Here is a 26,470-nt window from a genome sequence, read left to right as displayed (position 1 = left end):
CGGTGATATTTCGCAGCATAACCTGTAGGGGTGGACTCTGACACCGTGTGAGGCCGTACATCTGGAGAGGTCATGTTCAGCATCGGAGACTTCGCCAGGCTCGGGCTCGTGTCGGTGCGCATGCTGCGGCACTACGACGCGATCGGGCTGCTGCGGCCCGCGCACGTGGACCCGGCCACCGGATACCGCTCCTACCAGGCCGCCCAGCTCGCGCGGCTCAACCGGCTCGTCGCGCTCAAGGACCTCGGCTTCACGCTGGAGCAGGTCAAGTCGATCCTCGACGACAAGGTGAGCACCGAGGAGCTGCACGGGATGGTCCGGCTGCGCCGCGCCGAGCTGGAGGCGCGCATCAGCGCCGACCTGGCCAGGCTGCGCGGCGTCGAGTCGAGACTGCGCAGCATCGAGACCGAGGGCCGCATGGGGAGCGTCGAGGTCATCGTCAAGGAGGTGGCCCCGGTCCGGGTCGCCCAGCTCAGCGGCGTGGCCGCCAGTTACGGGCCCGAGCACGTCGGGCCCGTCATCCAGCCGCTCTACCACGAGCTCTGCGACCGGCTGGAGGCCGCCGGGCTGCCGATCGCCGGGCCGGGCATCGCCCACTACCAGGCCCGCGAGGACGGGACGGTGCTGACGCACGCCGCCTTCCCCGTCGCGGCCGGGCCCGGCACGCACGACGGGCTCCAGGTCGTGGACCTGCCCCGGCTGCCGGCCGCCGCGACGGTCATCCATCATGGTTCGATGGACCAGGTCGGCACCACCTACCAGGAGCTGGCCCACTGGATCGAGGACAACGGCCACCGCGCGCTCGACCTGGGCCGCGAGGTCTACCTGCACTGCCCGGACGACCTGGCCGAGTGGGTGACGGAACTGCAGATCGGGATCGAACCACATGGACCTGGACGGCCACCGCGCTGAGCTGACCGGCTACTGCTACCGGATGCTCGGCTCGGTGTACGAGGCCGAGGACGCGGTGCAGGAGACGCTGGCCAAGGCGTGGCGCGGCCGTGACCGGTTCGACCCGCTCCGGGGGCCGCTGCGGGCATGGCTGTTCCGCATCGCCACGAACGTCTGCCTCGACATGCTGCGCGGCAGCCGGCGCCGGGCCCTCGCCGCCGGCCTGGGCCCGGCCGCCGAGCCCGGCGCGCCCCTGGGGGAGCCGCTGCCGATCGAGTCGTGGGTCTACCCGGTGCCCGACCGGCTGCTGGACCCGGCCGAGCTGGCGGTGTCGCGGGAGAGCGTGCGGCTGGCGTTCGTGGCGGCGTTGCAGCACCTGCCGCCCCGGCAGCGGGCCGTGCTGATCCTGCGCGACGTGCTGGGCTGGTCGGCGGCCGAAGTGGCCGGCCTGCTCGGCGCCGGCGTCGCGGCGGTCAACAGCGCCCTCCAGCGGGCCCGCGCCGCGCTGCCCCTCACCGAGCCGGGTGACGACGCCGTGGACGAGAAGCTGCTCGCCCGCTACGTCGACGCCTTCGAGCGCTACGACGTCGAGACGCTGGTCGCGCTGCTGCACGAGGACGCCACCTCGTCGATGCCGCCGTTCGCCTGGTGGCTGCGCGGGCGCGAGGACGTCCGCCGGGTGCTGGCCGCCGCCGGGGCGCCCTGCGAGGGCTCGCGCCTGGTGCGCACCGCCGCCAACGGGCGGCCCGCGTACGGGCAGTATCTGGAGGGCCGGCCGTTCGCGCTCGTGCTCGTCGAGACGTCGGGCGGCCTGATCACCGGCATCACCACGTACCTGGACCCGGGGCTGTTCCCCTTCTTCGGACTCGCCGATGAGTTCCGGGGCGCCGATTCGTAGTAATGGGTGAAGGAGGAAAACATGCCAGAGATCATCGAGTGTCCCGAGCGTCACTACCTCGGGATCCGCAAGACCATCACCATGACGACCTTCCACCTGGTCGCCGACCGGATCGGCGAGCTGTACGGCCGGCTGGCCGAGCGGGGCACGCCGCCCGCCGGCGGGCCGTTCTTCCGCTACCTGGTCATCGACCTGGACGGCGACCTGGTGGTGGAGGCCGGGGTGCCGGTGCACGAGCCGGTGGCGGGCGAGGGCGAGTTCGTCGCCGGGGTGCTCCCGGCGGGCCGTTACGTCCGGAGCACCCACGTCGGCCACCCCGACGGCCTCATGGCCGTCACCGGCGAGCTGCTCGACTGGGCGCGTGAGCGGGGGCTGCGCTTCGCCATGAGCGAGGAGCCGGACGGCGAGCACTGGGACAGCCGCCTGGAGCTCTACCACACGAACCCGGAGGAGCAGCCCGACATGAACAAGTGGGAGACCGAGCTGCAGTTCAAACTGGCCTGACGGCTTCCAGGCCCTAGGCCGCAAAATTCTCTTTGCAAAATTTGCTTTGCGGTCTAGGGTGACGGCATGGACGACGTGTGCCGCCGTTACGCCCTCGTCAGCTTCCTCACCTGGCTGCCCGCCGGGCTGATGATCGCGCCGCTGGTGCTGCTCATGCTGGACCGGGGCCTGACCATCGTGCAGGTCGGCGTGGTCATGACCGTCTACTCCCTGGTCATCGCCGGGCTGGAGCTGCCCACCGGCGGCCTGGCCGACGTGGTGGGGCGCCGGGTGGTGCTCGCCGCCTCCGCCGCCTGCACCGCCCTCGCGCTGGTGCTGCTCGCGGTGGCGGGCACCTGGTGGGCGTTCACGGTGGCCGGCGCGGTGCTGGGAGTGGCGCGGGCGCTGTCCAGCGGGCCCGCGGAGGCGTGGTTCGTGGACACGCTGCACGCCGTCGAGGGGCCCGGCGCCGACCTGCGGCCCGGCCTGTCACGCGGGCACGTCATGGAGGACGTCGCGCTCGGCGTCGGCGTGCTGGCGGGCGGCTTCCTCCCGCTCGCAGCCGAAGCCGCCGGGATGGACAGCGGCGTGGGGACCGGCGTGGGGACCGGCATGGAGGCTGGCATGGGGACCGGTATGGGGACCGGCATGGCGGGGGCCGGGTGGCTCGACCCGCTGGCGTTGCCCGCGCTGCTCGGGGCGGTCGCCGCGCTGGTGTGGCTGGTGGTCGTGCTGATCGCCATGCCGGAGCCGCCCCGGCCGCCTGCCTCGGTGGCGGTGGTGCTGCGCGGCGTGCCGGTCACGGTGGCAGCCGGGGTGCGGGTCGCGGTGCATGACGGGCCGCTGCGGCGGCTGGTGCTGGTCGCGGCGGTGGTCGGGATGGCGCTCACCTGCATCGAGCTGCTGGTGCCCGGCCACCTGGCCGAGCTCACCGGCTCGGGTGAAGGGGGAGCCACCGCCTACGCGATCGTGTCCGCCCTGGGCTTCGCCGGCAGCGCCCTGGGCAGCGCCCTCGCTCCCACCCTGGCCCGCCACCTCACCCCCACCCGCCCAGCTACGACCGCCCTCCCCGCTACGACCGGCCTCCCCGCTACGGTCCCCGATCCCGCTACGGCAGCCGACGCCGCTACGGCCCCCGGCCCCGTTACGGCGGCCCACTGCCCTGCGGGTGGCCCCGCCTCTGCGACTGCCGACCCCGCTTCGGCGGTCCGGAGGGGTACGGAGGCCGGGGACGGCACGGCAGCCCAGGACAGCGCGGCCACCCGGAGCGCCGAACTGGCGGGAGACGGTGGGGCTGCCCAGGACAGCGCGGTCACCCGGCGCGCCGAACTGGCCGGGGGCGGCGCGGCAGCCCAGGACAGCGCGGCCACCCGGAGCGCCGAACTGGCCGGGGATGGTGGGGCTGCTCGGGGCGGAGCGGCGGCTCCGGACGGTGGGGAAACCCGGGAGGGTGAGCCGGCCGGGAAGGGCGGCGCGGCCCCGGAGGGCGGGACTGTCCGGGGCGGGGACATGGGACGGGGGACGTCGCAGGGGACGGTGCGGGGGTCGGTGCGGGGGGCGGTGGGTGGGTTGCTGGTTGCGGCGGTCGCGCTGGGTGGGCTGGGCGGGGCGGCGGCCGTCGGCATGGGGGGCGTGGCGGGGGTGGTGCTGGCGGGTGTGCCCTACGTGGGGTTCTTCGTGGGGTTGGGAGCGTACGGCGTGCTCAGGGCGGAGCTGGCTCACCATCGAGTCGGCTCGGACGAGCGGGCCACCGTGGCCTCGGCCTCGTCGTTGGCCGGGTCCGGGGGTGCGGCTCTGGCGAATCTGACGCTGGCGCCGCTGGCCATGGGCCTCGGGGCCGGGGCGGCGTGGTGGGTGGTGGCGGCTGTGGTGCTGGCCGCTGCCGCGGGGTTCGCCCGGCTGCCTGGGCGGGCGCCGAAGGCGTGAGCATGGGAGCCCGGGAGGGGGCGTTCACCAGTGCCGGTGCACGGCCGCCTTGGCGCCGGTCACCAGGGTGGCCGGTGGCACGTCGTCGGCCACGACGGCGCCGGCGGCCACCACGGCGTCGCGGCCGATGCTGACGCCGGGCAGGATGGTGGCGCCGGCGCCGATCCACACGTTGTCCGCCACGTCGATGGGGCCGCCGGTCAGCCAGTGCCGCCGCTCCTCGGGGTCGACGGGGTGGCCGACGGTGATGAGCGTGGCCCTGGGGCCGATCATCACGCCGTGGCCGAGCCTGATGCCGGCGTAGTCGAGGAACGTGCAGTTCTGGTTGATGAACACGCGTTCGGCGAGGTCGAGGTTGAGGCCGTGGTCGGTGTAGAAAGGCGGATAAATCGTGACCCGCTCCGGCAGGGGCTTGCCCAGAAGCCGTTCAAACAGCTCCGCCTTGCCCGCCTCGTCCTCGAAGGGCAGCACGTTCAGCCGGGAGGTCAGCTCGGTGGCGCGCCGGACCCGCTCGGCCATCGCCAGGAACTCGGGGCTGTGGACGCGCATCAGCCGGTCACCGGGCATGGCCCACCTCCCCGTGTGTCGCAGCGGCCCAGGACGGCAGCCAGGCGGGCTCGGGCGGCCCCGGCAGGCTCGCGAGGTGGGCGATGATCCCGTGCAGTCCCGGGTGCGGATTGGCCCGGGGGAGGATGAGCGAGAGCGGATACACGAGGGCCGGGCCGGCGATGGGGATGCGGCGCAGGTCGTGGCCCGCCGGCCACACGTACCGGTCGCGCTCCCCGACGAGGGTGGCGACGTCGGCGGAGTCGGCGAGGGCGTCGAGCAGCACCTCGTCGCCGAAGTGCGGGCCCGCCGCGTCGATCCGCAGGTCGAACGCGGTGGCGAGCTCGTCGTAGAACTCCGACCACTCGCTGCGGGGCGCGATGCCGGGCATCCAGATCCGGTGCTTGCGCAGTTGCGCCGGCGTGAGCCGGCGGGCGGCGGCGAGCGGGTGGCGCGGACCGGTGAGGAGCTGCAGGGGTGAGGAGAACGCGTGGATCATGCGCAGGTCGCGTGGCAGCGCGGCCGGGTCGGTGACGGCGCGGAACGAGGCGTCCACCTCGCCGGCCTCGACGGCGGCGGCGGCCGCGCGCGGGTCGTCGACCCGGAGCGTCACCACGTCGAGGTCGGTCCCGGGGCGGGCGCGCCAGTAGTCGTGCAGGACGACGGCCTGCGCGCTGCGCCGGCCGAGGACGTCGATCCGCAGGGCGCGCGAGCCCGGCCTGACCGCGGCGACGGCGCGGTCGATCCCGGCGACGACGCCGCGCGCGTGCGGGAGGAACGCCTGGCCGTCGAGTGTCAGCTCGACCCCGCGCGGGGTGCGGGCGAACAGCCGGACCCCCAGCTCGCGCTCCAGGGCGGCGATCCGTTTGGAGACCGCCTGCTGGCTCACGCCCAGCTCGTCGGCGGCCTGCTGCACCTGCCCGAGCTCGGCCGCCCGGACGAACGATCGCCATGCCTCGGTGTCCACGCGGACACCCTAGGGGCGCACAACCGATGGTTGTGTCCGGCTGGGCACCGGTTGTGCGCGCCCCGGGGTCAGAGGCCCAGCGCCTCCGCCACGTCGGTCTTCAGCGCGGCGAGCTCGCGGTCGGCCTCGGCGCGGGCCTCGGCGACCTCGCCGGTCACCGGGACCACCACCTCCAGGTAGCACTTGAGCTTCGGCTCGGTGCCCGACGGGCGGACCACCACGCGGGCGTCGCCCGACAGCGTGAACCGGAGCCCGTCCGTGGGCGGCAGCCCGCCGTCGCCCCGGCTCAGGTCGTCGACCCGCGTCACCGTACGGCCGCCGAGCTCGGACGGGGGCGCGGCGCGCAGGCGGGACATGGCGCCGGCGATCAGCGACAGGTCGTCCACCCGGACGGAGAGCTGCGAGGTGGCGTGCAGCCCGTAGCGGCGGGCCTGGTCGTCGAGCAGGTCCAGCAGCGTGCGGCCGGCGCGCTTGGCCTCGGCGGCGACGGCGGCGACGGTGAGGGCGGCGCCGATGCCGTCCTTGTCGCGCACCGGCAGCCCCTCGGCCGAGCCGACGCTGTAGCCGATCGCCTCCTCGTAGCCGAAGACCAGGCCGGGACCCGCCTTGATGATCCACTTGAAGCCCGTCAGCGTCTCGCCGTAGCGGACGCCGTGGGCGTGGGCGATCTTGGACAGCAGGGTCGAGGAGACGATCGTGGTCGCCACCATGCGGTCGCCGGTGGTGTGGGTGATGACGTGTTCGGCGAGCAGGCCGCCCACCTCGTCGCCGGTCAGCATGCGGAACGCGCCGTCGCCGAGCGGCACGGCCACGGCGCAGCGGTCGGCGTCGGGGTCGTTGGCCAGCACCAGGTCGGAGCCCAGCTTGCGGGCCAGGGCGACGGCCAGGTCCATCGCGCCCGGCTCCTCCGGGTTGGGGAACGCCACGGTGGGGAAGTCCGGGTCGGGGTTGCGCTGCTCCTCCACGGCCATCGGGGTCTCGAACCCGGCCGCGAGGAAGGCGCCGGTCAGCGTGGCGGAGCCGACGCCGTGCAGCGGCGTGTAGGCCACGCGCAGGTCGCGGGCGTCGCCGAGCGGCAGCGCCACGACCGCGTCGATGTAGTCGTCGACGATGGAGTCGCCCAGCTCCGTCAGCGAGCCGGGGCCGTGCAGCGGCAGCTCGTCCACCGGGCCCACGGCGTCGATGGCGGCGGAGATCTCGCTGTCGATCGGCGGCACGATCTGGGAGCCGTCGCCCCAGTAGACCTTGTAGCCGTTGTCGCGCGGCGGGTTGTGGCTGGCGGTGACGGTGACGCCGGCGTCGGCGTCGAGGTGGCGCACGGCGAAGGCGAGCACCGGCGTGGGCAGCGGGCCGGGCAGCAGCGAGGCGTGCAGCCCGGCGCCGGTGAGCACGGCCGCCGTGTCACGGGCGAACACGTCGGACTTGTGGCGGGCGTCGTAGCCGATCACCACGTGCTTGCCGGGGCCGAGCACCCGGGCGAGCCCGGCGGCGGCGCGCATGACCGTGACCCGGTTCATCCGGTTGGGGCCGGCGCCGAGCTCGCCGCGCAGCCCGGCGGTGCCGAACTCCAGCTTGGCGTCGAACCGGTCGCGCAGGGCCGCGGTGTCGCCGCGCTCCAGCAGGGCCGACAGCTCGGCGCGCGTGTCGGGGTCGGGGTCCTGCGCCAGCCAGGCGCGGGCCCGATCGGTGAGGCTCACAGCCGGTCGACCACCTTGGCCAGCAGCTCGCCCATCCGGGTGGCGGTGGCGCGGCCGACCTCCAGGACCTCCTCGTGGTCGAGCGGGTCGCCCGCCAGCCCGGCCCCGGGGTTGGTGACCAGCGAGACGCCGAGCACGTCCAGCCCGGCCTCGCGGGCCGCGATGGCCTCCAGCACGGTGGACATGCCGATCATGTCGCCGCCCAGCGTGCGCAGCATGCGGATCTCGGCGGGCGTCTCGTAGGTGGGGCCGCGGAAGGCCACGTAGACGCCCTCGTCCAGGCTCGGGTCGATCTCGCGGACCAGCTCGCGCAGCCGCTTGGAGTAGACCTCGGTCAGGTCGAGGAACGTGGTGCCGGTGATCGGGTTGACGCCGGTCAGGTTGATGTGGTCGCTGATCAGGACGGGGTCGCCGACCTTCTGCGTCTCGGGCCGCAGGCCGCCCGCCGCGTTGGTCAGCACGACCGTGCGCACCCCGGCCGCCGCGGCGGTGCGGACGCCGTGCACGACGGAGTCGACGCCGCGGCCCTCGTACAGGTGGCTGCGGCCGAGGAAGACCAGCGCGTGGCGGCCGCCGTCGGTGCGGATGACGCGGATCTTGCCGCCGTGCCCGGCCACGGCGGGCGCCGAGAAGCCGGGCAGGTCGGTGAACGGGATCTCGGCGACCGTCGCGCCGATCGCGTCGGCGGCCGGCACCCAGCCGGAGCCCATCACGAGGGCCACGTCGAAGGTGTCGAGACCGGCCGCGGCCTTCAGCGCCGCGGCGGCCTCCCCGGCCAGGGTGTACGGGTCGTTAGTCACCCTTAGTAGTTTAGGAGGAGCCTGTCCAGGACCCGCACCCCGAACTGCAGGGCCTCGACCGGGACCCGCTCGTCCACGCCGTGGAACATCGAGGCGAAGTCCATGTCCGCGGGCAGCCGCAGCGGCACGAAGCCGAACCCGCGCACCCCCAGGTCGGCGAAGAACGTCTTGTTGTCGGTGCCGCCCGACATGCAGTAGGGCACCGCGCGGGCGGTCGGGTCCTCGGCCTTGAGCGCCTCGATCATCGACTCGACCAGGGCGCCGTCGAACGTGGTCTCCAGCGCGATGTCGTGGTGCACGAACTCGCGGCGCACCTTCGGCCCGATGAGCGTGTCGATGGTCTTGAAGAAGTCGTCCTCGTGGCCCGGCAGGAAGCGCCCGTCGACCACGGCGGTGGCCTGGCCGGGGATGACGTTCGACTTGTAGCCGGCGTCGAGCTGGGTCGGGTTGGCGGTGTGGTTGAGCGTGGCGCCGACGAACCGGACGAGCGGCCCGATCTTGTCCAGGATGGGCGCCGGGTCCGTCTCGTCGAACGGCAGCCCGAACGCGTCGGCGACCTCGGTGAGGAAGCGGCGCACGGTCGGCGTGAGCGTGATCGGCCAGTCGTGGGCGCCGATCCTGGCCACGGCCTTGGCGATCTCGGTGACCGCGTTGTCGGAGTTGAGCATGGAGCCGTGCCCGGCGGTGCCGTCGGCGATCAGCTTCATCCAGGCCAGGCCCTTCTGGGCGGTCTCGATGAGGTAGAGCCGCAGCGACGGGTCGACCTCCAGCGAGTAGCCGCCGACCTCGCTGATCGCCTCGGTGACGCCCTCGAACAGCTCGGGGTGGTGCTTCGTCAGGTGCTTGGCGCCGTAGACGCCGCCGGCCTCCTCGTCGGCGACCCAGGCGAACACCAGGTCGCGGCGCGGCTTGCGGCCCTCGCGCTTGAGCTGGCGCAGCACGGCCAGCATCATCGCGTCCATGTCCTTCATGTCGACCGCGCCCCGGCCCCAGATGTAGCCGTCGCGCACCTCGCCGGCGAACGGGTCGACGGTCCAGTCGGCCGCGTTGGCGGGGACCACGTCGAGGTGGCCGTGCACGAGCAGGGCCGGGAGCGACGGGTCGGAGCCCTCGACGCGGGTGATCACGTTGCCCCGGCCGGGGGCGCTCTCGATGTAGGTGGCCTCGACGCCGACCTCGGCCAGCCTCGCCATCACCACCTCGGCCGCGGCCCGCTCGCCGGGGCCGGAGCCGTCCCCGTAGTTGCTGCTGTCGACGCGGATGAGCTCCACGCAGAGGTCGGCTACCTCGTGCTCGGCAGGGGTCATGGTGTTCTCTCCAAGGTGAGCAGGCCGGACTTGTGCAGATGCCCGCGCTTGTAGGCGCGGGTTATGAGAGTGACATTGACGTCGGTGACCTCGTCGAGCAACCCGACGACGCCCGACAGGAACCGGTACAGGTCGGCCTCGTGTGCGGTGGCGACCTGGACGATCAGCGCGTGCGTCCCGGTGGTGGCGGCGCAGTAGCGCACGTTGGGGTGCGCGGCCAGCGTCTGCCCGACCCGGTCCAGCCCGTACGGGCGGACCTTGAGCCAGAGCTGGGCCTCGACGGCCAGGCCGATCAGCGCCGGCTCGACCTCGGCCCGGGGGAGCAGCACCCGCCGTTCGAGCAGGGAGGCGACGCGGCGCCGGGCGGTCGGCACGGACAGGTCGAGCCGGTCGGCGATCGTGGTGAACGCGATCCGCCCGTCGGCGGCCAGCAGTTCGGCGATCTCCTGCTCCAGCGGGGACAGGCCGTCCTCGTCGGGCAGGCACTCGGCGGGCGGCGGGGGCCGCAGCTCGGCGACCTCCTGCTCGGTGAGGTAGGGCGCGTGCCATTCGGCGACGGTGCGGAAGGTGTGCAGGACGACCTGGGTCTGCGTCTGGGCGACGCCGTCGATGGCGCTGATCTGCGCGGACAGGATGTCGTGCAGGTCCTCGCGGGAGGGGGCGACGAGCTCGCTGCCGACGTCGGTTGCGCCGGTCAGGGAGTAGACGGACCGGGTGTCGGGCCGGGCGGCGAGGGCTTCGGCGACCTTGCGCGCCATGCCGGGGCGCACCTGGGCGTGCAGGTGGACGGGACGGCCGTGACCCGAGCGCAGGTCGTCGTAGATGGCGGTGACGCGCACCACGCCCTCGGCCAGGAGCCGTTGCAGGCGGCGGGCGACGGTCCGTTCGTGCTCGCCGATCGCCCGGCCGATCTCGCCCCAGGGGGCGCGGGGGCTGACCTGGAGTGCGGCGATCAGCCGCCGGTCGAGAACATCCACAGAGAGCCTTATCTGTGTCGGGTTCGTAAATATATGGCGAGATATTTGACTGTTTCGGTCGTCCGAATGCACAGTAGGCCATCTCCGCTCTGTTCAGCAAAGGAGCCCACGTGGCGACCTCCCCCCTTGCCTCATCGCCCATCGGCATTCCGAAGAGCCGCGTCCGCCAGTTGTTCGCCGCCAGCGTCGGCAACGTCGTCGAGTGGTACGACTGGTACGCGTACTCGTTCCTGGCGGTGTACTTCTCGCAACAGATCTTCCCCGACAGCGGCAACCCCCTGGTCCCGGTGCTCAGCGCGTTCGCCGTGTTCGCGGTCGGCTTCTTCATGCGCCCGCTGGGCGGCCTGCTGGTGGGCGCGTTCGCCGACCGGTTCGGCCGCAAGGCGGCGATGACGTTCACGATCATCCTGATGGGCGTCGGGTCGCTGATCCTCGCCGTGACGCCCACGTACGCGCAGGCCGGCGTGCTCGCGCCGATCATCCTCACGCTGGCGCGGCTGATCCAGGGCCTGTCGGTGGGCGGCGAGTTCGCCGCCGCCACCACGTTCCTCGTCGAGTCGGCGCCGCCCGGCCGCCGCGGCCTGTTCTCCAGCTTCCAGTACGTGAGCACCACCATCGGCCAGCTCCTCGCCTCCGGCCTGGCCGCGCTGCTCGCCACGCTGCTCGCCGAATCGGCCATGGACTCCTACGGCTGGCGCATCCCGTTCCTGTTCGGCGCGCTGATCAGCCTCGTCGGCCTGTGGATCCGCAAGGGCGCCGAGGAGACCAGCACCGTCGCCACCGACATCCAGGAAGGCCGGGCCGAGCGGCCCAAGCTCTTCGAGTTCCTGGTGCGCTACCCGACCAAGGCCGCGCTCATCGTCGGCATCACGATCGCCGGAACCGTCGCCTACTACACGTGGACCACGTTCCTGCCGACCTACGCCCAGCAGAACGTGAACTTCGACAAGGCCGACTCGCTCACCGTGGGCACGATCTCGCTGGTCTTCTTCATGGTGCTGCAGCCGCTGCTCGGCATGCTGTCGGACAAGGTCGGGCGCAAGCCGATGCTGATCACCTTCGGCCTCGGGTTCACGATCCTGCCGGTGCCGCTGCTCGGCCTGCTGACCGACGCGTTCGCCAGCCTGCTGGTCATCCAGCTCATCGGCATGGTCTTCCTCGGCTGCTTCACCTCGATCTCGGCCGCGGTGAACTCCGAGCTGTTCCCGACCCGGGTCCGGGCGGCCGGCGCGGGCTTCCCGTACTCGCTGACCGTGGCGATCTTCGGCGGCACGGCGCCGCTGATCGGCACCGCGATGAAGGACGCCGACGCCTCCTACCTGTTCCCCTGGTACATGTCCGCGCTCGCGCTGATCTCCACGCTGGTGTACGTGTTCGCGCTGAAGGAGACGAAGGACCAGCCGCTCAGCTAGGCGAGCTCTTGCAGGGCCGGCCGCGCAGCTCTTTGACGTAGTCGTCGGGCGCGCCGGCCCGCTCGGCGGCGTCGGCCAGCACGCCGAGGTAGCGCGCCGACGGCAGGCCGCCCTCGTAGCCGTCGAGCACGTAGACCCAGGCCACGACCTCGCCGTCGAGCGTCTGCACCCGCAGCCGCACCTTGTGGAACAGGCCCCGCGAGGCGCCCTCCCACTGGTCGAGCGAGGTCTCGTCGAACTCAGGCACGTCATAGAGGACGACGAAGACGTGGTCTTCCGGGTCCTCCACGATGGTGGCGATCGCGCCTTCCCAGCCGAAGATCTCCCCGCCGAAGGTCAGACGCCAGCCGGGCAGCCAGCCCACGCCCCGCACCGGGGAGTGAGGGGCGCGCATGGCCATCTGCTCCGGGTCCATGTTGCTGCCGTAGGCGGCGTAAACAGGCACAGCAGCCAAGAGTAGCGCGCGGTGGCCCGCCCCGTTCGTCAGCAGCTCAGGCGATGCGGGACAATGGGAACGTGACGAGGATTGCGATCATCGGTGGCGGACCAGGCGGCTACGAGGCGGCGCTGGTGGCCGCGCAACTAGGCGCGCAAGTCACGATGGTCGAGCAGGACGGCCCCGGCGGCGCCTGCGTGCTGACCGACTGCGTGCCCTCCAAGACGCTGATCGCCACCTCCGTCCGCAAGCAGGCGCTGCTCGACGCGCCGTCGCTGGGCGTCGCCTTCACCGGCGGCGCCGACGGCGACATCGGCGCGGCGCACGTCGACCTGCCGCTGGTCAACAAGCGCGTCAAGGAGCTCGCCCAGGCGCAGTCGGCCGACATCGCCACCCGCGTCCAGGCCGAGGGCGTCGAGATCATCAAGGCCCGGGGCCGGCTCGTCGACCCGCAGGTGGTCAAGGCCGGTGACCGCACCATCCGCGCCGACGTGGTCCTGATCGCCACCGGCGCGACCCCGCGCATCCTGCCGGGCGCCGAGCCCGACGGCGAGCGCATCCTCAACTGGCGCCAGCTCTACGACCTCGACAAGCTGCCCGAGCACCTGATCGTCATCGGGTCCGGCGTCACCGGGGCCGAGTTCGCCGGCGCCTACCGCTCGCTCGGGGCCGAGGTCACGCTGGTCTCCAGCCGCGACCGCATGATGCCCAACGAGGACGCCGACGGCGCCGAGGTGCTCGAAGAGGTCTACCGCCGCCGCGGCATGAACGTCATGGGCCGCACCCGCGCCTCCTCCGTCAAGCGCACCGCCGACGGCGTCGTCGTCACCCTGGAGGACGGCCGCACCGCCGAGGGCTCCCACGCGCTCATGACCGTCGGCATGGTGCCCAACACCGGCGGCATCGGCCTGGAGGAGGCCGGCGTCCAGCTCGACCGGGGCGGGTTCGTCAAGGTCGACAAGGTCTCGCGCACCTCCGCGCCCGGCGTCTACGCGGCCGGCGACTGCACCGGCGTGCTCATGCTCGCCTCCGTCGCCGCCATGCAGGGCCGCATCGCCGTGTGGCACGCGCTCGGCGAGGCCGTGCAGCCGCTCCGGCTGGCCACGGTGGCCTCCAACATCTTCACCGACCCGGAGATCGCCGCCGTCGGCGTCGCCCAGCGGGCGATCGAAGCCGGTGAGATCGAGGCGAACGTGGTCAAGCTGCCGCTGGCGACCAACGCGCGGGCCAAGATGTCGGGCTTCAACGACGGCTTCATCAAGCTGTTCTGCCGCCCGCACACCGGCATCGTGCTCGGCGGCGTCGTCGTGGCGCCCCGGGCCTCGGAGCTGATCCTGGCCGTGTCGGTGGCGGTGCAGCAGCGACTGACGGTCGGGCAGCTCGCCCACACGTTCGCCGTCTACCCGTCGCTGTCGGGCTCGATCACCGAGGCGGCCCGCCGGCTCATGCAGCCCGAGGCGTCCATCGGCATCTGACCCCCGGCCCCCGAAGCCTGGATGAATGACGCCATAGGGGGGAATGTCCAGGTCACAGTCTCTGCGCAGGCAGGGGCGGAAGACTTCGGGGGGAGTCATGACTTATCAGAGCAGGCCCGTGACGGGCTGGGTGGGCTGGGTGTGGTTCGCCGGCCTTCTGATGATCATGTCGGGAGTGTTCAACATCATCGGCGGGCTGTCGGCGGTCATCAACGACGACGTCTACGTGCGCACGCCGCTGCGGCTGCTGCTGTTCGACGTGTCCACCTGGGGATGGCTGCACCTGCTCTTCGGCATCGTGCTGTTCTTCGCCGGGCTGGCGGTGACCGTCGGGCAGACGTGGGCCCGGGTGGTCGCCGTGGTGCTGGTCATGCTGAACGCGATGACCCAGCTCACCTGGATCGGCGTGAACCCGTGGTGGTCGCTGGCCGTCATCGCGGTCGACGTGCTGGTCATCTACGCGCTGATCGTGCACGGCCGCGAGGCCAAGGAGATCTGACCTCCGGGTTCACGGCCGTCGTAAGGCGCCCTGAAGGGAAGCGTAAGCGGCGTCCGGCAGACTTCAGGTGTCACAAGGAAACGCGACACGGACCTGGAGAACAGCCATCATGCGCAAGCTCATCAGCTCGACCTACATGTCCCTCGACGGCGCCATCGAGGACCCCGCCTTCACCATGCCGTACTTCGACGAGGAGGCCGGCGCGCTCGCCGGTGAGCAGACCGCGGCGGCCGACGCGCTGCTCATGGGCCGGCGCACCTACGAGGGCTTCGCCGCGACGTGGCCCGAGCGGGACGAGAACGACCCGGAGACGGGCGCCGCCTACTTCAACAACGTCAAGAAGTACGTGGCCTCGACCACCCTCACCGACCCCACCTGGAAGAACACCGAGGTGCTGCAGGGCGACCTGGTCGAGGCGGTCACCGCGCTGAAGGCCCAGGAGGGCGGCGACATCCTCATGTACGGCTACGGCGAGGTCACCCACGCCCTGGTCAAGGCCGGGCTGGTGGACGAGGTCCGGCTCTGGATCCACCCGGTGTTCGAGGGCGGGCCGTCGCTGTCCGCGCCGCTGAGCGACGTCCGCACGACGTTCGAGCTGATCGACACCAAGGTGATGAAGAGCGGCGTGATCGTCGCCACCTACCGGCCGGTCGCCAAGTAGCGTTTCAGCACCCCGGCCAGCGGCCGCTCGGCCAGCACGTGGATCGCGTACGCGACCAGGCCCATCAGCGCGATCGTGCCGCCCAGCAGGACGTACGGCGGCACGCGGTCGCCCAGCCCGGTGAAGATCACGAAGCCGACGTGCGCGTGGACGAGGTAGAGCGGGTACGTCAGCGCGCCCGGCACGGCGAACCAGGGGCGGCCCAGCGGCCGGGTGACGCGCAGCGCGATCAGCGTCATCACCACGAAGATCGCGACGATGACGGCCGCCACGACGACCGGCGCGATCTCCGTGCCGTAGCGTTCGCCGACCTTGCCGGCGAAGGCGACGCCCCGGTGGAGCGCGTTGCCCAGGCAGAGCCCGATGATCAGGCCGAGCTGCGGCGTCAGGCCGTCGCGGTAGACCAGGCACAGGGCCATGCCGGCGATGAAGTAGTGCGCGAACTCCGACTGCACCACCAGGTCGGCGACCCCGGGCAGCACGCCGGCCTGCACCAGGAACGTGAGCGCCAGCCAGCCCCACAGCATCGCGGTCACCCGGCCCCGCGTCACGCCGAACCAGGTCAGGGCGAGGATGAGCGCGTAGAACCTGATCTCGGCCCACAGCGTCCAGTAGACGACGTCGACGTTCGGGATGTCGGGCAGGGCGTTGAACATCGTCAGGTTGGCGGCGTACTGGACGAACGTGACGGGGAACTGCCCCTGGGAGAGGGTCGCCGACACGACGGCGGTGATCGTGACGGCGACCCAGTAGGCGGGGTAGAGGCGGACGATCCGCGACACCAGGAACGCCCGGGGCCCGCGGTCCCAGGCGTTGAGCAGCACCACGAAGCCGCTGATCATGAAGAACAGGTCCACGCCCAGGTAGCCGTACCTGGCGACCTCGCCGGCGGCGGGGAAGGAGAGCGGGCTGTCGCCGCTCTCCGGGCCGGAGAAGACGTAGTGGTAGACGACCACCGCGACGGCCGCGCTGATGCGCAGCGCGTCGATCTCGTACAGCCGGTCACGCCTGGCCTGCTCACGGTGGAGACGGTGACGTCCGTGACCGGCGGCCGGGTGGTTCGTGAGGGGCACGATGACCTCGCGGGGACGGGCGTGGGACGCCGGGTGGGCTGCCGGTGATCAAGCACACCAGCCGGCGCCCCCACGGGTCTTTCCCGCACGCACCCGGAACCGGGGTACAGCAGGTGGTACGGCCGCCGGGCAGCCCGCACCACCGAGGTCGTCGCGTGCCTGGTCAGGCCCCCTGCGGCGAGCAGAGCTGGGCGCGCAGCGTGCGGGTGGCCCAGCGCTCCCAGCGCTCGCGCGGCCAGCCGCGTTCGCGCACGAGCAGCAGGTAGAGCTCCGGGCTGAGCAGCGCGTAGAGCACGTCGGCGGCCTCGTCCGCGGGCACGTCCGCCCGCGCTCCCGGCTTGCCGGTCAGCGCCTCGGCCGCCTTCCGGTGGACGGCGTGGCGGGGGTTCGCCTCGCCGGGCCAGAGGGCGGCGACCTCCGGATCGCTCGCGGCCGCCCCGGCGAGGACCTTGCCGATCGGGGCGACCCGCTCCAGAATCGCGGTCGTGCCGGTGACGTAGGCGGCCAGCAGGTCATCGGCGGTGGCGGCGGCCAGCGCCTCGGTGAACCACGGCCGGTCCATCGTGGCCACGGGCTGGTCGTCGCCCGCGATCGTCACGTCGACCAGCTCTTTCAGCAGGGTGCGCTTGTTGCCGAAGACGAAGTAGATCGTCTGCACCGCGACCCCGGCCAGGGCCGCGACGTCCTGGAGGTTCGTCGCGCCGTAGCCGTCCCGCGCGAACAGCTCCAGGGCGGCCTCCAGGATGCGCCGGCGCGTCTCCTGCGCCTTCTGCGTCCGCTTGCTCACGCGCTTGACATCACTCATGGCTAGAGTTTATCTCTAGATTCAGTCACTAGAAGTCAACTCTAGAGAGAAGGTCCAGTCATGCCGGTCATCGCTGTCACCCGATTCCAGGCCGACCCCGCCGACGCCGAGCGGCTCCGGGCCCGGCACGCCGACCTCGTCGCCGCCACCCGGGCGGTCGTCCCCGGACTCACCGAGGCGCGCCTCGGCCGGCTCGACGACGGGACGTGGGTCGGCGTCTGGCGCTGGGAGTCCGCCGACAGCCTGCGGGCCGCCCGCGAGGCGGTGCCCAGCACCCCCGAGGCCGTCGCCGGCTTCGCGCTGACCCGCGACGTCACGGCGGAGGTGATCGAGATCCTGGACGAGCACTGACCCGCCCGGCCCCGCGCCCGGCCGGGGCGAGGTCAGAGGGCTGACAGGCTCGCGGCCAGGTATTCGCCCAGCTCTTCGATCCGGGTGTCGGGCAGCCGGCTGGACGGCCCGGAGATCCCGGCCGCGCCGATCAGGTTGCCCCGGATGCGGGCGGGCACCGCCACGCACCGCACCCCGTCGAAGGTCTCGTCCCGATCCACGGCGTAGCCGGCCTTGCGTGACTCCTCCACGCGGCGCCGCAGCTCGGCCGGGGTCTTCGAGGCCCATTCGGTCCCGCTGGCGTACGACAGCCGGGCCAGGTGGGCGTCGAGGTTGTCGGGGTCGAGCGCCGACAGGTAGGCCTTGCCGAGCGCCGAGCAGTGGATCGGCCGCGTCGTGCCCAGTTGCTCGGAGACGGCCACCATGTGCCGGGTCGGGAAGAACGACAGGTAGACCATCATGTCGTTGGCCGGGACCGCGAGCATGGTGGCGTCGCCGCACTCGTCGCGGACCGCCGCCAGGACGGGGTCGATGATCTGGCTCCAGTCGGTCTCCGGCGCCCGCACCAGGCCGTAGAACTTCGCGGGGACGGTCGCGTACCGCTTGGTCGCCGGGCTGCGCGCGATGTAGCCGGTGGCGACGAGCTCGGCGAGCAGCCGCAGCGCGGTGCTGCGGTTGACGTCCAGCTCGCGGGCCAGCTCGGCGGCGGTGAGGGGCTGCACGGCCAGCAGTTCGATGGCGCGCAGCGCGCGCTGGATCGGCGAGGCGGTACGGCTTTCGCCGTCCGGTGCGGGGGCAGACTCGAGACTCTGCTTCGTCGTCATGAAGGAAGCCGTTCACCGTCTGGGCCGAAGAGCCGCGCCACGGCGTCCAGGTTCGCCTTGAAGGACTGCTCGGCCTGTTCATCCCATCCGAAGACCTGGACGGTCAGAATACCGGTGAATTCCACTGATTCGAGGGCGTTGCGCACCTCCGCCCAGTCGATCTCGCCGCGGCCGATGTCGAAGTGCTGGTGGATGCGGCACGAGACGCCGGGAGGGTTGATGATCGTGCGCCCGGGCCGGAAGGTGTCGGCGACGTGCACGTGGTCGAACCAGCCGCGGGCGAGCTCGATCTGCGCGGTGATGCCGCCTTCGAGGTAGTACGTGTGCGGCACGCAGTGCAGGTAGCGCAGCCGGGGGCTGCCGACCTCCTTGACCAGGTCGATGGCGCCCGCGGTGGTCTCGATGAAGTCCCACGGGTGCGGCTCGACGGTGACGTGCATGTCCTCCCGGTCGAGCACCGGCAGCAGCTCCTCCATCGAGCGCAGGAACGCCGCCCGGCACTCGCCGGGCCGGTTCGGGTCGCCGGACAGCTCCGTGTTGATGCGCCGGCAGCCGAGCTCGGCCACGGCGGCGATGTTGTCGCGCCACCAGGAGACTGCCTGCTTGCGGATCTCCTCGTCGGGGCTGGACCACGCCTGGATCACGGCGACGGAGACGATCTCCACCTCGGCCGTGCGGGCGGCCTCCCGGAAGCCGCGCAGCTGCTCGGCGGAGGCGTGCATCGGCTTGAACGCCGGGATGAAGTCGTCGCGGTTGCCCATCTCCAGGTAGCGGTAGCCGGCCTCGGCCGTGGCGTGGACGGCCTGTTCCACCGGGCGGCCCTGAAGCATGGCGGGGTCGAGGGCGATCTTCATGTCGTGTCATCCTTCCAAACGCTGTCGGGGACGATGACCGCCTTGCCGGGCACCTGTCCGGAGCGCAGCGCGGTGAGCGCGTCGTTCGCGGCGGACAGCGGCCATCGGGCGATCCGGGGAAGCTGGATGCGGCCCGCCGCGGCCAGCGTGATGATCGATTCGAGGTCCTCGCGGCGGCCCGACCTGACCCCGCGGATCTCGGCCTCCTTGCGGGAGACGATCGCGAAGTCCACGTCGGGCACCCGCGCGTACCCGGCGAGCACGTAGGCGCCGTGCGGCGCGAGGGCGTGCAGGCCGGGCATGAGGACCGAGGGGGCGCCGGTGCAGTCGATGACCGCGTCCACGGGCGTGACGGCGGCCTCGACCGAGTCCACGACGTCGTGGCCGATGGCCCGCAGGGCTTCGCGCCGCAACGGGTTGGGCTCGACCGCCTGCACGGGGACGCCGTGCACCCGCAGCAGCTCGGCGCAGAGGTGGCCGATCGGGCCGGCGCCGAGCACGAGCACGCGGCCCGGTTCGCGGGCGAGCGTGACGCGGACGCTGTTGGCGGCGGTCGCCCCGCCGTCGACCAGCGAGGCCGCGTCGTCCCACGACAGGCTCGGCGGCACCTCGACGAGCTGGCGCGCCTGGACGCGCAGGTACTCGGCGTATCCTCCCCAGACGCCGAGCACCCCGGTGATCGAGACGAGGTCGGGGCAGAGCCGTTCGTCGCCGGCCCGGCACGCCGCGCACGAGCCCTCGCCGGTGAACAGCGTGATCGTGGCCCTGCGGCCGAGCCATTCCCGCGCCGCGGGCCCGGCGTCGACGACGACGCCGGCGGGCTCGTGGCCGAGCACGAACGGGGTCACCGGCCGGTAGGACTGGCCGGACAGCACGTGCAGGTCGGTGCCGCAGATGCCGCACGCGTGGACGCGCAGCACCACGTCGTCGTCGGCCTCGGGCACGGGGCGCGGGACCTGTGCGAGATCGAGCCATTCGCTGGGGATGGCGGTGGCCACGGCCGCCTGCATGGTCGCCTGCGCTGCCGCCGTCGCCGGAGTCGTTTCCACGGGGGCGTCCTCCTCCGGTGGGGGATCGGGTCTGGCGGACAGCATCCCTGAATGTTGCAGATTTCGCAACGGTAGTCAGTCTCATGCAACAACGCTGTCGAGATCGCGGAGGCGCGAACCGCGCCGCATTCCGGGCAAACCGCAGCTAAAGGGGGGTTGACATGCGAATAATCCCAGCTCTAACGTCAGGCAGCACCAGCGTCCCCTTGAGTGCAACACGGTTCGTCAGATGCAACATCGCCTCCGCCAGCGGCGATCGCTTCAGTCGCCGAGCTGATGGATGAGACCAGCGGGGCAACGGGAGTCCCCCTCATTCACGAGGAGAAACATGCTCCGAAACCATCGCCCGTCGGTAGCCCTCGCGGGCACCGCACTGGCCTTCGCCGTCGGCGCCACAGGCTGCGCGGGCGTCACGACGACGTCGCAGCCCACGGCGGCCGCGACGCCGGCCCAGGTCGGCACCTCGTGTGACAAGTACGGAAAGATCAAGCTCACCGTGGGCATGTCCGAGGCCGGCGAGGCCATCGCCAACGGGTTCAAGGACCAGGTCAAGTCGTTCCAGGCGGCCAACCCCGACGTCACGATCGACCTGCAGATCAAGGACTGGGCCTCGTCCGCCAGCACCATCAAGCTCGTGATGTCGGGCAACAACCCGCCCGACGTCATGCAGGGCAACTCCGGCTGGGCGATCAACGGCGCCCTCTGGAAGGCCGGGCTGCTGCTGAACCTCGACCCCTACGCCCAGGCGTTCGGCTGGAACGAGAAGTTCCCCGAGTCCGCGCTCACCGTCAACAAGTTCTCGCCCGACGGCAAGGAGCTCGGCGAGGGCAACCTCGTCGCCCTGCCGCCCGCCATCCAGTACGTCGGCGTGTTCTACAACAAGGCCGTCCTGAAGAAGATCGGCATCACCGACCCCGCCACCCTGGACGACAAGACCGCCTTCCTCCAGGCGCTCGACAAGGCCAAGGCCGCCGGCGTCACCCCCGTCATGCTCGGCGACTCCGAGAAGTGGCCGGCGCTGCACAACCTGTCGCTGTTCAACGGCTGGTACGTCGCCCCCGAGGCGATCAACAACTGGGTCTACAACAAGGCCGGCAGCACCTACGACGACGAGGGCCACCTCAAGGCCTCGACCGACATGCGCACCTGGATGGAGAAGGGCTACTTCAACTCCGACGCGCTGGCCACGAGCTTCACCGACGCGACCAACCGGTTCGGCAAGGGCGAGGCCGCCTTCTTCATCACCGGCTCGTGGGCGCTCGGCGACATCGGCAAGGCCCTCGGCGACGACGCCGGCTTCATGCTCTTCCCGGCCGGCGACACCGGCAAGCACGCGGCGGTGGGCGGCTACAGCCTGCCCTTCAGCATCTCCGCCAAGAGCAAGTACCCCGACTGCGCCGCCGCCTTCATCGACTACGTGACCGCCGGCGAGGAGGCCGTCGCGGCCCAGATCGCCGCCGGCCGCCCGTCCGCCACCAAGGCGGGCGCCCAGGCCAAGATCGACGACCCGCTGCTCAAGCAGATGGTCGACGAGTACGGGCGGCTGACGACCGAGAACGGCCTGTTCACCTGGGAGGACTGGCCCACCCCGACGATGCTGACGTTCCAGGGCTCCGAGGCCCAGCGGCTGCTGTCGGGCGCCACCAGCCCCAAGGAGTACAACCAGGCGGTCCAGAAGAACTGGGACGACTACATGAAGACCCGCTCCTAGCACGTTCCCGGCGCCTCGCCGGGCGGACGAGGCGCCCCCGCACATCCCCACACCGGCCGCACCCCCGGCGGCCGGAATCGAGAAAGGCCATTGATGGACAAGGTCATCATCACGGTAACCGTCGACTGCACCATGTCGTACCCCGGGTTCAAGGGGATGCCGAAGATCGACGACGTGGCCGCCGTAGCCGACGAGTACGTCCGGGCGATCGACTCCGGCGCGGCCCTCGTCCACCACCATGGCGTGCACTACCTTGAGGACTCGATCCAGGAGGACGGGCGTCAGCTCTCCCGCACGGACTACGACGGCTGGGCCGACCTGACGAACCGCATCCGCGCCGAGCGCGACGCCATCATCCAGTTCGGCATCGCGAGCGCCCGGCTGGAGGAGAAGGTCGCGCTCATGAAGCTGCGTCCCGACATGATGTCGTACGCCTTCAACGTGCACGACGAGTACTTCCGGCCCGACCCGGCCTACCCCGCCAACGAGCAGTACGCCATCCACACCCGCCCCGAGCTGGAGGCGTTCTGCAAGGCGGCGCAGGAGCACGGCGTCAAGCCCGAGGTGGAGTCCTTCTACACCGGCGCGTTCTGGAACCTCGAGTTCATCCGCGAGCAGGGCCTGCTGGACGACCCGGTGTGGACGACGCTCTTCCTGGGCTGGCCGGGCGGCGCGTGGACGCCTCCCACCGAGGACTCCCTGCTCTACCTGGTCAAGCACCTGCCGCCCCGGGTCAACTGGAACTGCAGCGTCATGAACTCCCAGATGCAGTGGCGCCTGCTCGCCCTCGCCATGAGCCTCGGCGGCCACGTCCGCGTCGGCTGGGAGGACAACCCGTACCTGCCCGACGGCAGGCCGTCGCGGTCCAACGCCGAGCTCGTCGACGAGATCGTGAAGATCGCGCACTCGATGGGGCGCGAGGTGGCCACGCCGGACGAGGCCCGCGAGATCATCGGCCTGCCGGCCAGGTCGGGAACGGTCCAGGCGGCGGCCACCGCATGAGTTGCCCGTACTCAGGCCACTCCGGCGGCGTGGTGCGCAGGACCGCACCGCGCCGCCGGCGCCCCGGAGGGAAGTAGGTCGCACCATGGCCGTCACGGTCTCCACAGACGCCCGCACGGCGAGGTCGTCGAGCGGGCGGTCCCGTCGCGGGCCCCGGCGCCGCGAGGTCCGGGGCCTGGCTTACCTGCTCATCCTGCCCGGCTTCGCGTTCTACGCGATGTTCGTGCTCGTGCCGATCCTCGACACGTTCCGGCTGTCGTTCCTCGAATGGGACGGGCTGTCGCCGCAGACCTGGGTCGGGCTGGACAACTACGTCCAGGTGCTGACGGATCCCAACACGTGGGCGTCGCTGCGGGTCTCGCTCGTCTTCGTCGTCTTCAGCTGCGTGCTGCCGGTCCTGGCCGCCCTGCTGCTCGTCGGCATCATCGCGCGCACCAAGATCCGCGGACTGGCGTTCTTCCGGTTCGTGTTCTTCCTGCCGTACACGATCGCGCTGGCGGTCGTCGCGATCGCGTGGCGCTGGCTCTACTCGCTGGACGGCTCGCTCAACGCGATCATCAGGGCCGTCCTGGGCGAGGAGTTCGCCAAGCCGTTCCTGGGCGACGACGGGCTGGCGCTCCCGGCGCTCGGGATCGTGGGGCTGTGGGCGACGTTCGGCTTCGTCGTGGTCATGCTGCTGTCCGGGACGCAGCACATCCCGAAGGAGCTGTACGAGGCCGCGCGCATCGACGGGGCCGGACCGGTGCGGGAGTTCTTCACCGTGACGCTGCCCGGCATCCGCCACGAACTGCGCGTCTCGCTGGTGATGACCCTCACCCTGGCCCTGCGCGTCTTCGACCTGCCCCTGATGGCCACCCAGGGCGGGCCCGGCTACGCCACCACCACGCCTTCTCTGATGATGTACCGCGACGTCTTCGTCAACGGCCAGATCGGGCCGGGAGCGGCCATCGCGATGCTGCTCACGATCGTGATCTTCATCGGTGTGGGCCTGGTCAACCGGCTCGTCAGATCGGAGTAGCACGATGGTTTCCCGCCGCAGTCAGACCCTGTCGTACGTCGTGCTGCTCCTGTTCGCGGCCTTCGCGGTCTATCCCTTCATCTCCACGACGCTCGTCGCGTTCAACCCGCCGGACGCCTCGGTGAGCGGGCTGGCCTGGCCCAGCCAGTGGTCGCTGGACAGCTTCATCAGCGCGTGGAACAACCCCGACGCGGGCATCGGCAGGTCGCTGCTCAACAGCATCCTGCTGTCGGGCGTCGTCGTGGGCGTGTCGGTGTTCCTGTCGATCCTCACCGGCTACGCGCTCGGCACGATGCGGTTCCGTGGCGCCTCGCTGCTGGGCGCGCTGTTCGTGCTCGGGCTCATCGTGCCGTACGAGGCGACGGTCATCCCGCTCTACTACCAGTTCCGGACCTACAACCTGATCGACACCTACTGGGCGATGATCCTGCCGTGCATCGGCGGCTCGATGGCCTTCGGCACGTACTGGATGACGTCGTTCTTCAAGTCGTTCCCCAGGGAACTGCTGGAGGCGGCGCGCACGGACGGGTCCAACCGGTGGCAGACGCTCTGGAAGGTGATCGTGCCGACGGCGAGCTCGCCGATCTTCGCGCTGGCCACCATCCTGTTCATCTGGACCTGGAACAACCTGCTGCTCGCGGTCGTGATGATCTCGCAGCCCGAGCTGCGGATGGTGCCCGCCGCGCTCAACTTCTTCGTCGGGTTGCAGTACGGCAGCAACTACCAGATCACCTGCGCCGCGGCGATCATGGTCGCCCTGCCGGTCATGATCGTTTACTACCTGCTCCAGCGCCGCTACGGCGCCGACGTCCTCGCCGGCTCGCTCAAGGGCTGATCAACAAGTCTTCACAGGAGAATCACATGGCAGTGTCGAAGCTGGGTGTCGGCATCGCGGGTCTCGGGCTCATCTCGAAGACGCACGCGGCCGCCTACAAGCAGATGTCCGACGTCGTCGACCTCGTCGCCGGCTGCGACGTCAACCCCGAGGCCGCCGCGGCCTTCGCCGCCGAGTTCGGCGGCAGGACCTACACCGACCTCGAAGCGCTCATCAACGACCCCAAGGTCGACGTGGTGGACCTGATCCTTCCCCACCACCTGCACTACGACGCCGCGATGGCCGTCCTCGACGCCGGCAAGCACCTCATCATCGAGAAGCCCGTCGCGCCCACGTACGAGCAGTCGGTGGCCATCCAGCGCCGGGCCGCCGAGGCCGGGGTGCACTTCATGGTCGCCGAGAACTCCCGCTACATCGCCGCCTACCAGGCCGTCCACCGGCTGCTCCAGGAAGGCGCGATCGGCGAGGTCATCCACGCCAGGACCTACCTGCGCTCCAACGAGAAGGCCCACCTGTCGATGCCCGGCTACTGGCGCACCCAGTACGCCCTCGGCGGCGGCCTCGTCATGGACACCGGCGCCCACTCGTTCTACCTGCTCAAGTGGCTGCTCGGCGAGTTCGACGAGCTGACCGGCATCTCCAAGAAGGTCTTCCCGCTCGACAACGAGATCGAGGACACCGCCGAGGTGTACGGCCGGATGCGCAGCGGCGCCCACTTCTCCTGCGGGTTCACCTCCGTGTCGGAGGTCCCCCACAGCGAGCGCCTGGAGCTGTACGGCACCGAAGGCGGCATCCTCGTCGACCAGATGTCCGAGCCCGTGGTCAAGCTCTTCCGCGGCCAGCACGACTACAAGGGCGAGGCCGTCGACGGCGTCCCGTTCGGCCCCGACGCCTGGCACCCGGGCGGCTGGCACTACGAGTCCGTCCTCACCGAGGTCACCGACTACGTGCGCTCGCTGGTGGAGCGCCGCGCCCCGCTGATCGACTCCGGCGACACCGTCTACGCCATGCGGATCGTGGAGGCCGCCTACGAGTCCATCCAGTCGGGCAGGACCGTCAGCCTCCCGGCGGACCTGTGACCTCGCTCCCCACCCACCCCTGAATCTGGAACCCTCATGCGACTCATGCGTATCGGCGACCAGGGCGCGGAGCGTCCGGTCGTCGCCATCGACACCGACACCTACGTCGACGTGTCCGACGTCGTCACCGACTTCGACGGGACCTTCCTCGCCACCGGCACCACCGGCCTCGCCACGCTCGCGGCCACCGTCGCCGAGCGGGCCGCCGCCGGGGACGTCCGGCGGTTCGCCGGCGAGCGCGTGGGCGCGCCCATCGCCCGGCCCCACCAGATCCTCTGCGTCGGCCTCAACTACGCCGACCACGCCGCGGAGTCCGGCAAGGAGCCGCCGCAGGAGCCGATCATCTTCACCAAGGCCCCGAACACCCTCGTCGGCCCCGACGACGACGTGCGCATCCCGCGCGGCTCCACGGCCACCGACTGGGAGGTCGAGCTCGGCGTCGTCATCGGCAAGCGGGCCCGCTACCTCGACAGCGACGACGAGGCCCGCGCCTCGATCGCCGGCTACGTCCTGGTCAACGACGTCAGCGAGCGCGACTTCCAGCTCAACCGCGGCGGCCAGTGGGTCAAGGGCAAGTCCGCCGAGACGTTCAACCCGTGCGGGCCGTGGCTGCTCACGGCGGACGAGGCGGGCGACGTCAGCGGCCTGGGCATGTGGCTGGACGTCAACGGCGTCCGGCGGCAGACCGGCTCGACGGCGGACATGCTCTTCGACCCCGTCCACGTGGTCCGCTACCTGAGCCAGTTCATGGTCCTCGAACCCGGCGACCTCATCAACACGGGAACCCCGGCGGGCGTCGGCCTGGGCTTCGACCCGCCGGTCTACCTGCGGCCAGGCGACCGCATGGAGCTCGGCATCGACGGCCTCGGCCGCCAGACCCAGGCCGTCGTCGCCGCCCCCTGACGCCGCCCCCAG

The 26,470-nt window shown here is 71.4% G+C and carries 27 protein-coding genes; 15 read left to right on the top strand and 12 right to left on the bottom strand.

The annotated features are described in order from the left end of the window. Positions 1 to 72 precede the first annotated feature (72 nt). From AB0J53_RS18205 to AB0J53_RS18190, 4 genes are all read left to right on the top strand, one after another. The gene (locus AB0J53_RS18205; RefSeq protein WP_364173393.1) at positions 73 to 912 is read left to right on the top strand and encodes a MerR family transcriptional regulator; all 840 of its coding nucleotides are present in this window, start codon (positions 73 to 75) and stop codon (positions 910 to 912) included. Then, complete coding sequence (locus AB0J53_RS18200; RefSeq protein WP_364173390.1) at positions 887 to 1,789, top strand: sigma-70 family RNA polymerase sigma factor; 903 nt, start codon at positions 887 to 889, stop codon at positions 1,787 to 1,789. Before AB0J53_RS18205 ends, AB0J53_RS18200 begins: the two co-directional genes overlap by 26 nt. 21 nt (positions 1,790 to 1,810) lie before the next feature. Continuing rightward, on the top strand, positions 1,811 to 2,293 hold the full coding sequence (locus AB0J53_RS18195; RefSeq protein WP_364173387.1) for a GyrI-like domain-containing protein: 483 nt from the start codon (positions 1,811 to 1,813) through the stop codon (positions 2,291 to 2,293). Positions 2,294 to 2,359: 66 nt separating this feature from the next. Beyond that, positions 2,360 to 4,198 carry an MFS transporter gene (locus AB0J53_RS18190; protein WP_364173384.1) on the top strand — a complete coding sequence of 613 codons (1,839 nt, stop codon included), beginning with the start codon at positions 2,360 to 2,362 and terminating at the stop codon, positions 4,196 to 4,198. 24 nt (positions 4,199 to 4,222) lie between these two features. On the opposite strand, the gene AB0J53_RS18185 is transcribed toward AB0J53_RS18190, so the two are convergent. From AB0J53_RS18185 to AB0J53_RS18160, 6 genes are all read right to left on the bottom strand, one after another. Next, entirely contained in the window at positions 4,223 to 4,765 is a 543-nt protein-coding gene (locus AB0J53_RS18185; RefSeq protein ID WP_364173381.1) for a DapH/DapD/GlmU-related protein, read from the bottom strand. Continuing rightward, complete coding sequence (locus AB0J53_RS18180) at positions 4,755 to 5,711, bottom strand: LysR family transcriptional regulator (RefSeq protein ID WP_364173378.1); 957 nt, start codon at positions 5,709 to 5,711, stop codon at positions 4,755 to 4,757. The genes AB0J53_RS18185 and AB0J53_RS18180 overlap by 11 nt, the downstream gene beginning before the upstream one ends. Before the next feature lie 68 nt (positions 5,712 to 5,779). Further along, on the bottom strand, positions 5,780 to 7,408 hold the full coding sequence (locus AB0J53_RS18175) for a phospho-sugar mutase (protein WP_364173375.1): 1,629 nt from the start codon (positions 7,406 to 7,408) through the stop codon (positions 5,780 to 5,782). After that, positions 7,405 to 8,208 (bottom strand): purine-nucleoside phosphorylase, encoded by an 804-nt coding sequence (locus AB0J53_RS18170; RefSeq protein ID WP_219499926.1) that lies wholly within the window; start codon positions 8,206 to 8,208, stop codon positions 7,405 to 7,407. The genes AB0J53_RS18175 and AB0J53_RS18170 overlap by 4 nt, the downstream gene beginning before the upstream one ends. A gap of 2 nt (positions 8,209 to 8,210) precedes the next feature. Continuing rightward, entirely contained in the window at positions 8,211 to 9,515 is a 1,305-nt protein-coding gene (locus AB0J53_RS18165) for a M20/M25/M40 family metallo-hydrolase (RefSeq protein WP_364173372.1), read from the bottom strand. Continuing rightward, positions 9,512 to 10,492: an Lrp/AsnC family transcriptional regulator gene (locus AB0J53_RS18160; RefSeq protein ID WP_219499924.1), complete on the bottom strand. Its 981-nt coding sequence runs from the start codon at positions 10,490 to 10,492 to the stop codon at positions 9,512 to 9,514. Before AB0J53_RS18160 ends, AB0J53_RS18165 begins: the two co-directional genes overlap by 4 nt. A gap of 110 nt (positions 10,493 to 10,602) precedes the next feature. Between AB0J53_RS18160 and AB0J53_RS18155 the strand changes: the two genes are divergently transcribed. Beyond that, positions 10,603 to 11,904 carry an MFS transporter gene (locus AB0J53_RS18155; RefSeq protein WP_364173369.1) on the top strand — a complete coding sequence of 434 codons (1,302 nt, stop codon included), beginning with the start codon at positions 10,603 to 10,605 and terminating at the stop codon, positions 11,902 to 11,904. Here the strand turns inward: AB0J53_RS18155 and AB0J53_RS18150 are convergent. Then, positions 11,897 to 12,349 (bottom strand): gamma-glutamylcyclotransferase, encoded by a 453-nt coding sequence (locus AB0J53_RS18150; protein ID WP_219499922.1) that lies wholly within the window; start codon positions 12,347 to 12,349, stop codon positions 11,897 to 11,899. The genes AB0J53_RS18155 and AB0J53_RS18150 overlap by 8 nt on opposite strands. Before the next feature lie 71 nt (positions 12,350 to 12,420). Here AB0J53_RS18150 and AB0J53_RS18145 point away from each other — a divergent pair, with 71 nt between their 5' ends. The 3 genes from AB0J53_RS18145 (at position 12,421) to AB0J53_RS18135 (ending at position 14,975) form a co-directional block, all read left to right on the top strand. Further along, on the top strand, positions 12,421 to 13,815 hold the full coding sequence (locus AB0J53_RS18145; protein WP_219499921.1) for an NAD(P)H-quinone dehydrogenase: 1,395 nt from the start codon (positions 12,421 to 12,423) through the stop codon (positions 13,813 to 13,815). 97 nt (positions 13,816 to 13,912) lie between these two features. Continuing rightward, a complete protein-coding gene (locus tag AB0J53_RS18140; RefSeq protein ID WP_246643787.1) occupies positions 13,913 to 14,314 on the top strand; it encodes a hypothetical protein in 402 nt (133 codons plus the stop codon). A 109-nt stretch (positions 14,315 to 14,423) separates the two neighbouring features. Next, positions 14,424 to 14,975: a dihydrofolate reductase family protein gene (locus tag AB0J53_RS18135; protein WP_364173365.1), complete on the top strand. Its 552-nt coding sequence runs from the start codon at positions 14,424 to 14,426 to the stop codon at positions 14,973 to 14,975. On the opposite strand, the gene AB0J53_RS18130 is transcribed toward AB0J53_RS18135, so the two are convergent. After that, positions 14,954 to 16,048, bottom strand: coding sequence for an acyltransferase (locus tag AB0J53_RS18130; protein WP_364173362.1), 1,095 nt, complete (start codon positions 16,046 to 16,048; stop codon positions 14,954 to 14,956). The genes AB0J53_RS18135 and AB0J53_RS18130 overlap by 22 nt on opposite strands. A gap of 163 nt (positions 16,049 to 16,211) precedes the next feature. Further along, positions 16,212 to 16,853 (bottom strand): TetR family transcriptional regulator, encoded by a 642-nt coding sequence (locus tag AB0J53_RS18125; protein ID WP_364173359.1) that lies wholly within the window; start codon positions 16,851 to 16,853, stop codon positions 16,212 to 16,214. A gap of 60 nt (positions 16,854 to 16,913) precedes the next feature. On the opposite strand from AB0J53_RS18125, the gene AB0J53_RS18120 reads away from it, so the two are divergent. Next, complete coding sequence (locus tag AB0J53_RS18120; protein WP_219499911.1) at positions 16,914 to 17,204, top strand: antibiotic biosynthesis monooxygenase; 291 nt, start codon at positions 16,914 to 16,916, stop codon at positions 17,202 to 17,204. 32 nt (positions 17,205 to 17,236) lie between these two features. Here AB0J53_RS18120 and AB0J53_RS18115 read toward each other — a convergent pair whose 3' ends face one another. The 3 genes from AB0J53_RS18115 to AB0J53_RS18105 are packed head-to-tail and all read right to left on the bottom strand — an operon-like array spanning position 17,237 to position 19,910. Further along, on the bottom strand, positions 17,237 to 18,007 hold the full coding sequence (locus AB0J53_RS18115) for an IclR family transcriptional regulator (RefSeq protein WP_364173356.1): 771 nt from the start codon (positions 18,005 to 18,007) through the stop codon (positions 17,237 to 17,239). Next, positions 18,004 to 18,861: a sugar phosphate isomerase/epimerase family protein gene (locus AB0J53_RS18110; RefSeq protein WP_364173353.1), complete on the bottom strand. Its 858-nt coding sequence runs from the start codon at positions 18,859 to 18,861 to the stop codon at positions 18,004 to 18,006. The genes AB0J53_RS18115 and AB0J53_RS18110 overlap by 4 nt, the downstream gene beginning before the upstream one ends. Continuing rightward, positions 18,858 to 19,910, bottom strand: a complete 1,053-nt coding sequence (locus tag AB0J53_RS18105) for an alcohol dehydrogenase catalytic domain-containing protein (RefSeq protein WP_364173350.1) — start codon at positions 19,908 to 19,910, stop codon at positions 18,858 to 18,860. The genes AB0J53_RS18110 and AB0J53_RS18105 overlap by 4 nt, the downstream gene beginning before the upstream one ends. A 328-nt stretch (positions 19,911 to 20,238) precedes the next feature. Here AB0J53_RS18105 and AB0J53_RS18100 point away from each other — a divergent pair, with 328 nt between their 5' ends. From AB0J53_RS18100 to AB0J53_RS18075, 6 genes are all read left to right on the top strand, one after another. Next, on the top strand, positions 20,239 to 21,621 hold the full coding sequence (locus AB0J53_RS18100; protein WP_364173347.1) for an extracellular solute-binding protein: 1,383 nt from the start codon (positions 20,239 to 20,241) through the stop codon (positions 21,619 to 21,621). A gap of 93 nt (positions 21,622 to 21,714) precedes the next feature. Beyond that, a complete protein-coding gene (locus AB0J53_RS18095) occupies positions 21,715 to 22,623 on the top strand; it encodes a 3-keto-5-aminohexanoate cleavage protein (RefSeq protein ID WP_364173344.1) in 909 nt (302 codons plus the stop codon). Positions 22,624 to 22,708: 85 nt separating this feature from the next. Further along, positions 22,709 to 23,641: a sugar ABC transporter permease gene (locus tag AB0J53_RS18090; protein WP_364173342.1), complete on the top strand. Its 933-nt coding sequence runs from the start codon at positions 22,709 to 22,711 to the stop codon at positions 23,639 to 23,641. Positions 23,642 to 23,645: 4 nt separating this feature from the next. Next, positions 23,646 to 24,476 (top strand): carbohydrate ABC transporter permease, encoded by an 831-nt coding sequence (locus tag AB0J53_RS18085; protein WP_364173339.1) that lies wholly within the window; start codon positions 23,646 to 23,648, stop codon positions 24,474 to 24,476. A 26-nt stretch (positions 24,477 to 24,502) separates the two neighbouring features. Then, complete coding sequence (locus tag AB0J53_RS18080; protein ID WP_364173336.1) at positions 24,503 to 25,555, top strand: Gfo/Idh/MocA family oxidoreductase; 1,053 nt, start codon at positions 24,503 to 24,505, stop codon at positions 25,553 to 25,555. A gap of 36 nt (positions 25,556 to 25,591) precedes the next feature. Next, positions 25,592 to 26,458, top strand: coding sequence for a fumarylacetoacetate hydrolase family protein (locus AB0J53_RS18075; protein ID WP_364173333.1), 867 nt, complete (start codon positions 25,592 to 25,594; stop codon positions 26,456 to 26,458). The last annotated feature ends 12 nt before the right edge of the window (positions 26,459 to 26,470 follow it).

The organism is Nonomuraea sp. NPDC049725 (assembly GCF_040674795.1).
GTDB lineage: Bacteria > Actinomycetota > Actinomycetes > Streptosporangiales > Streptosporangiaceae > Nonomuraea > Nonomuraea ceibae.
The sequence above is the reverse complement of the archived record's forward strand: the minus strand, read 5'-3'. Positions and strand labels throughout refer to the sequence as shown.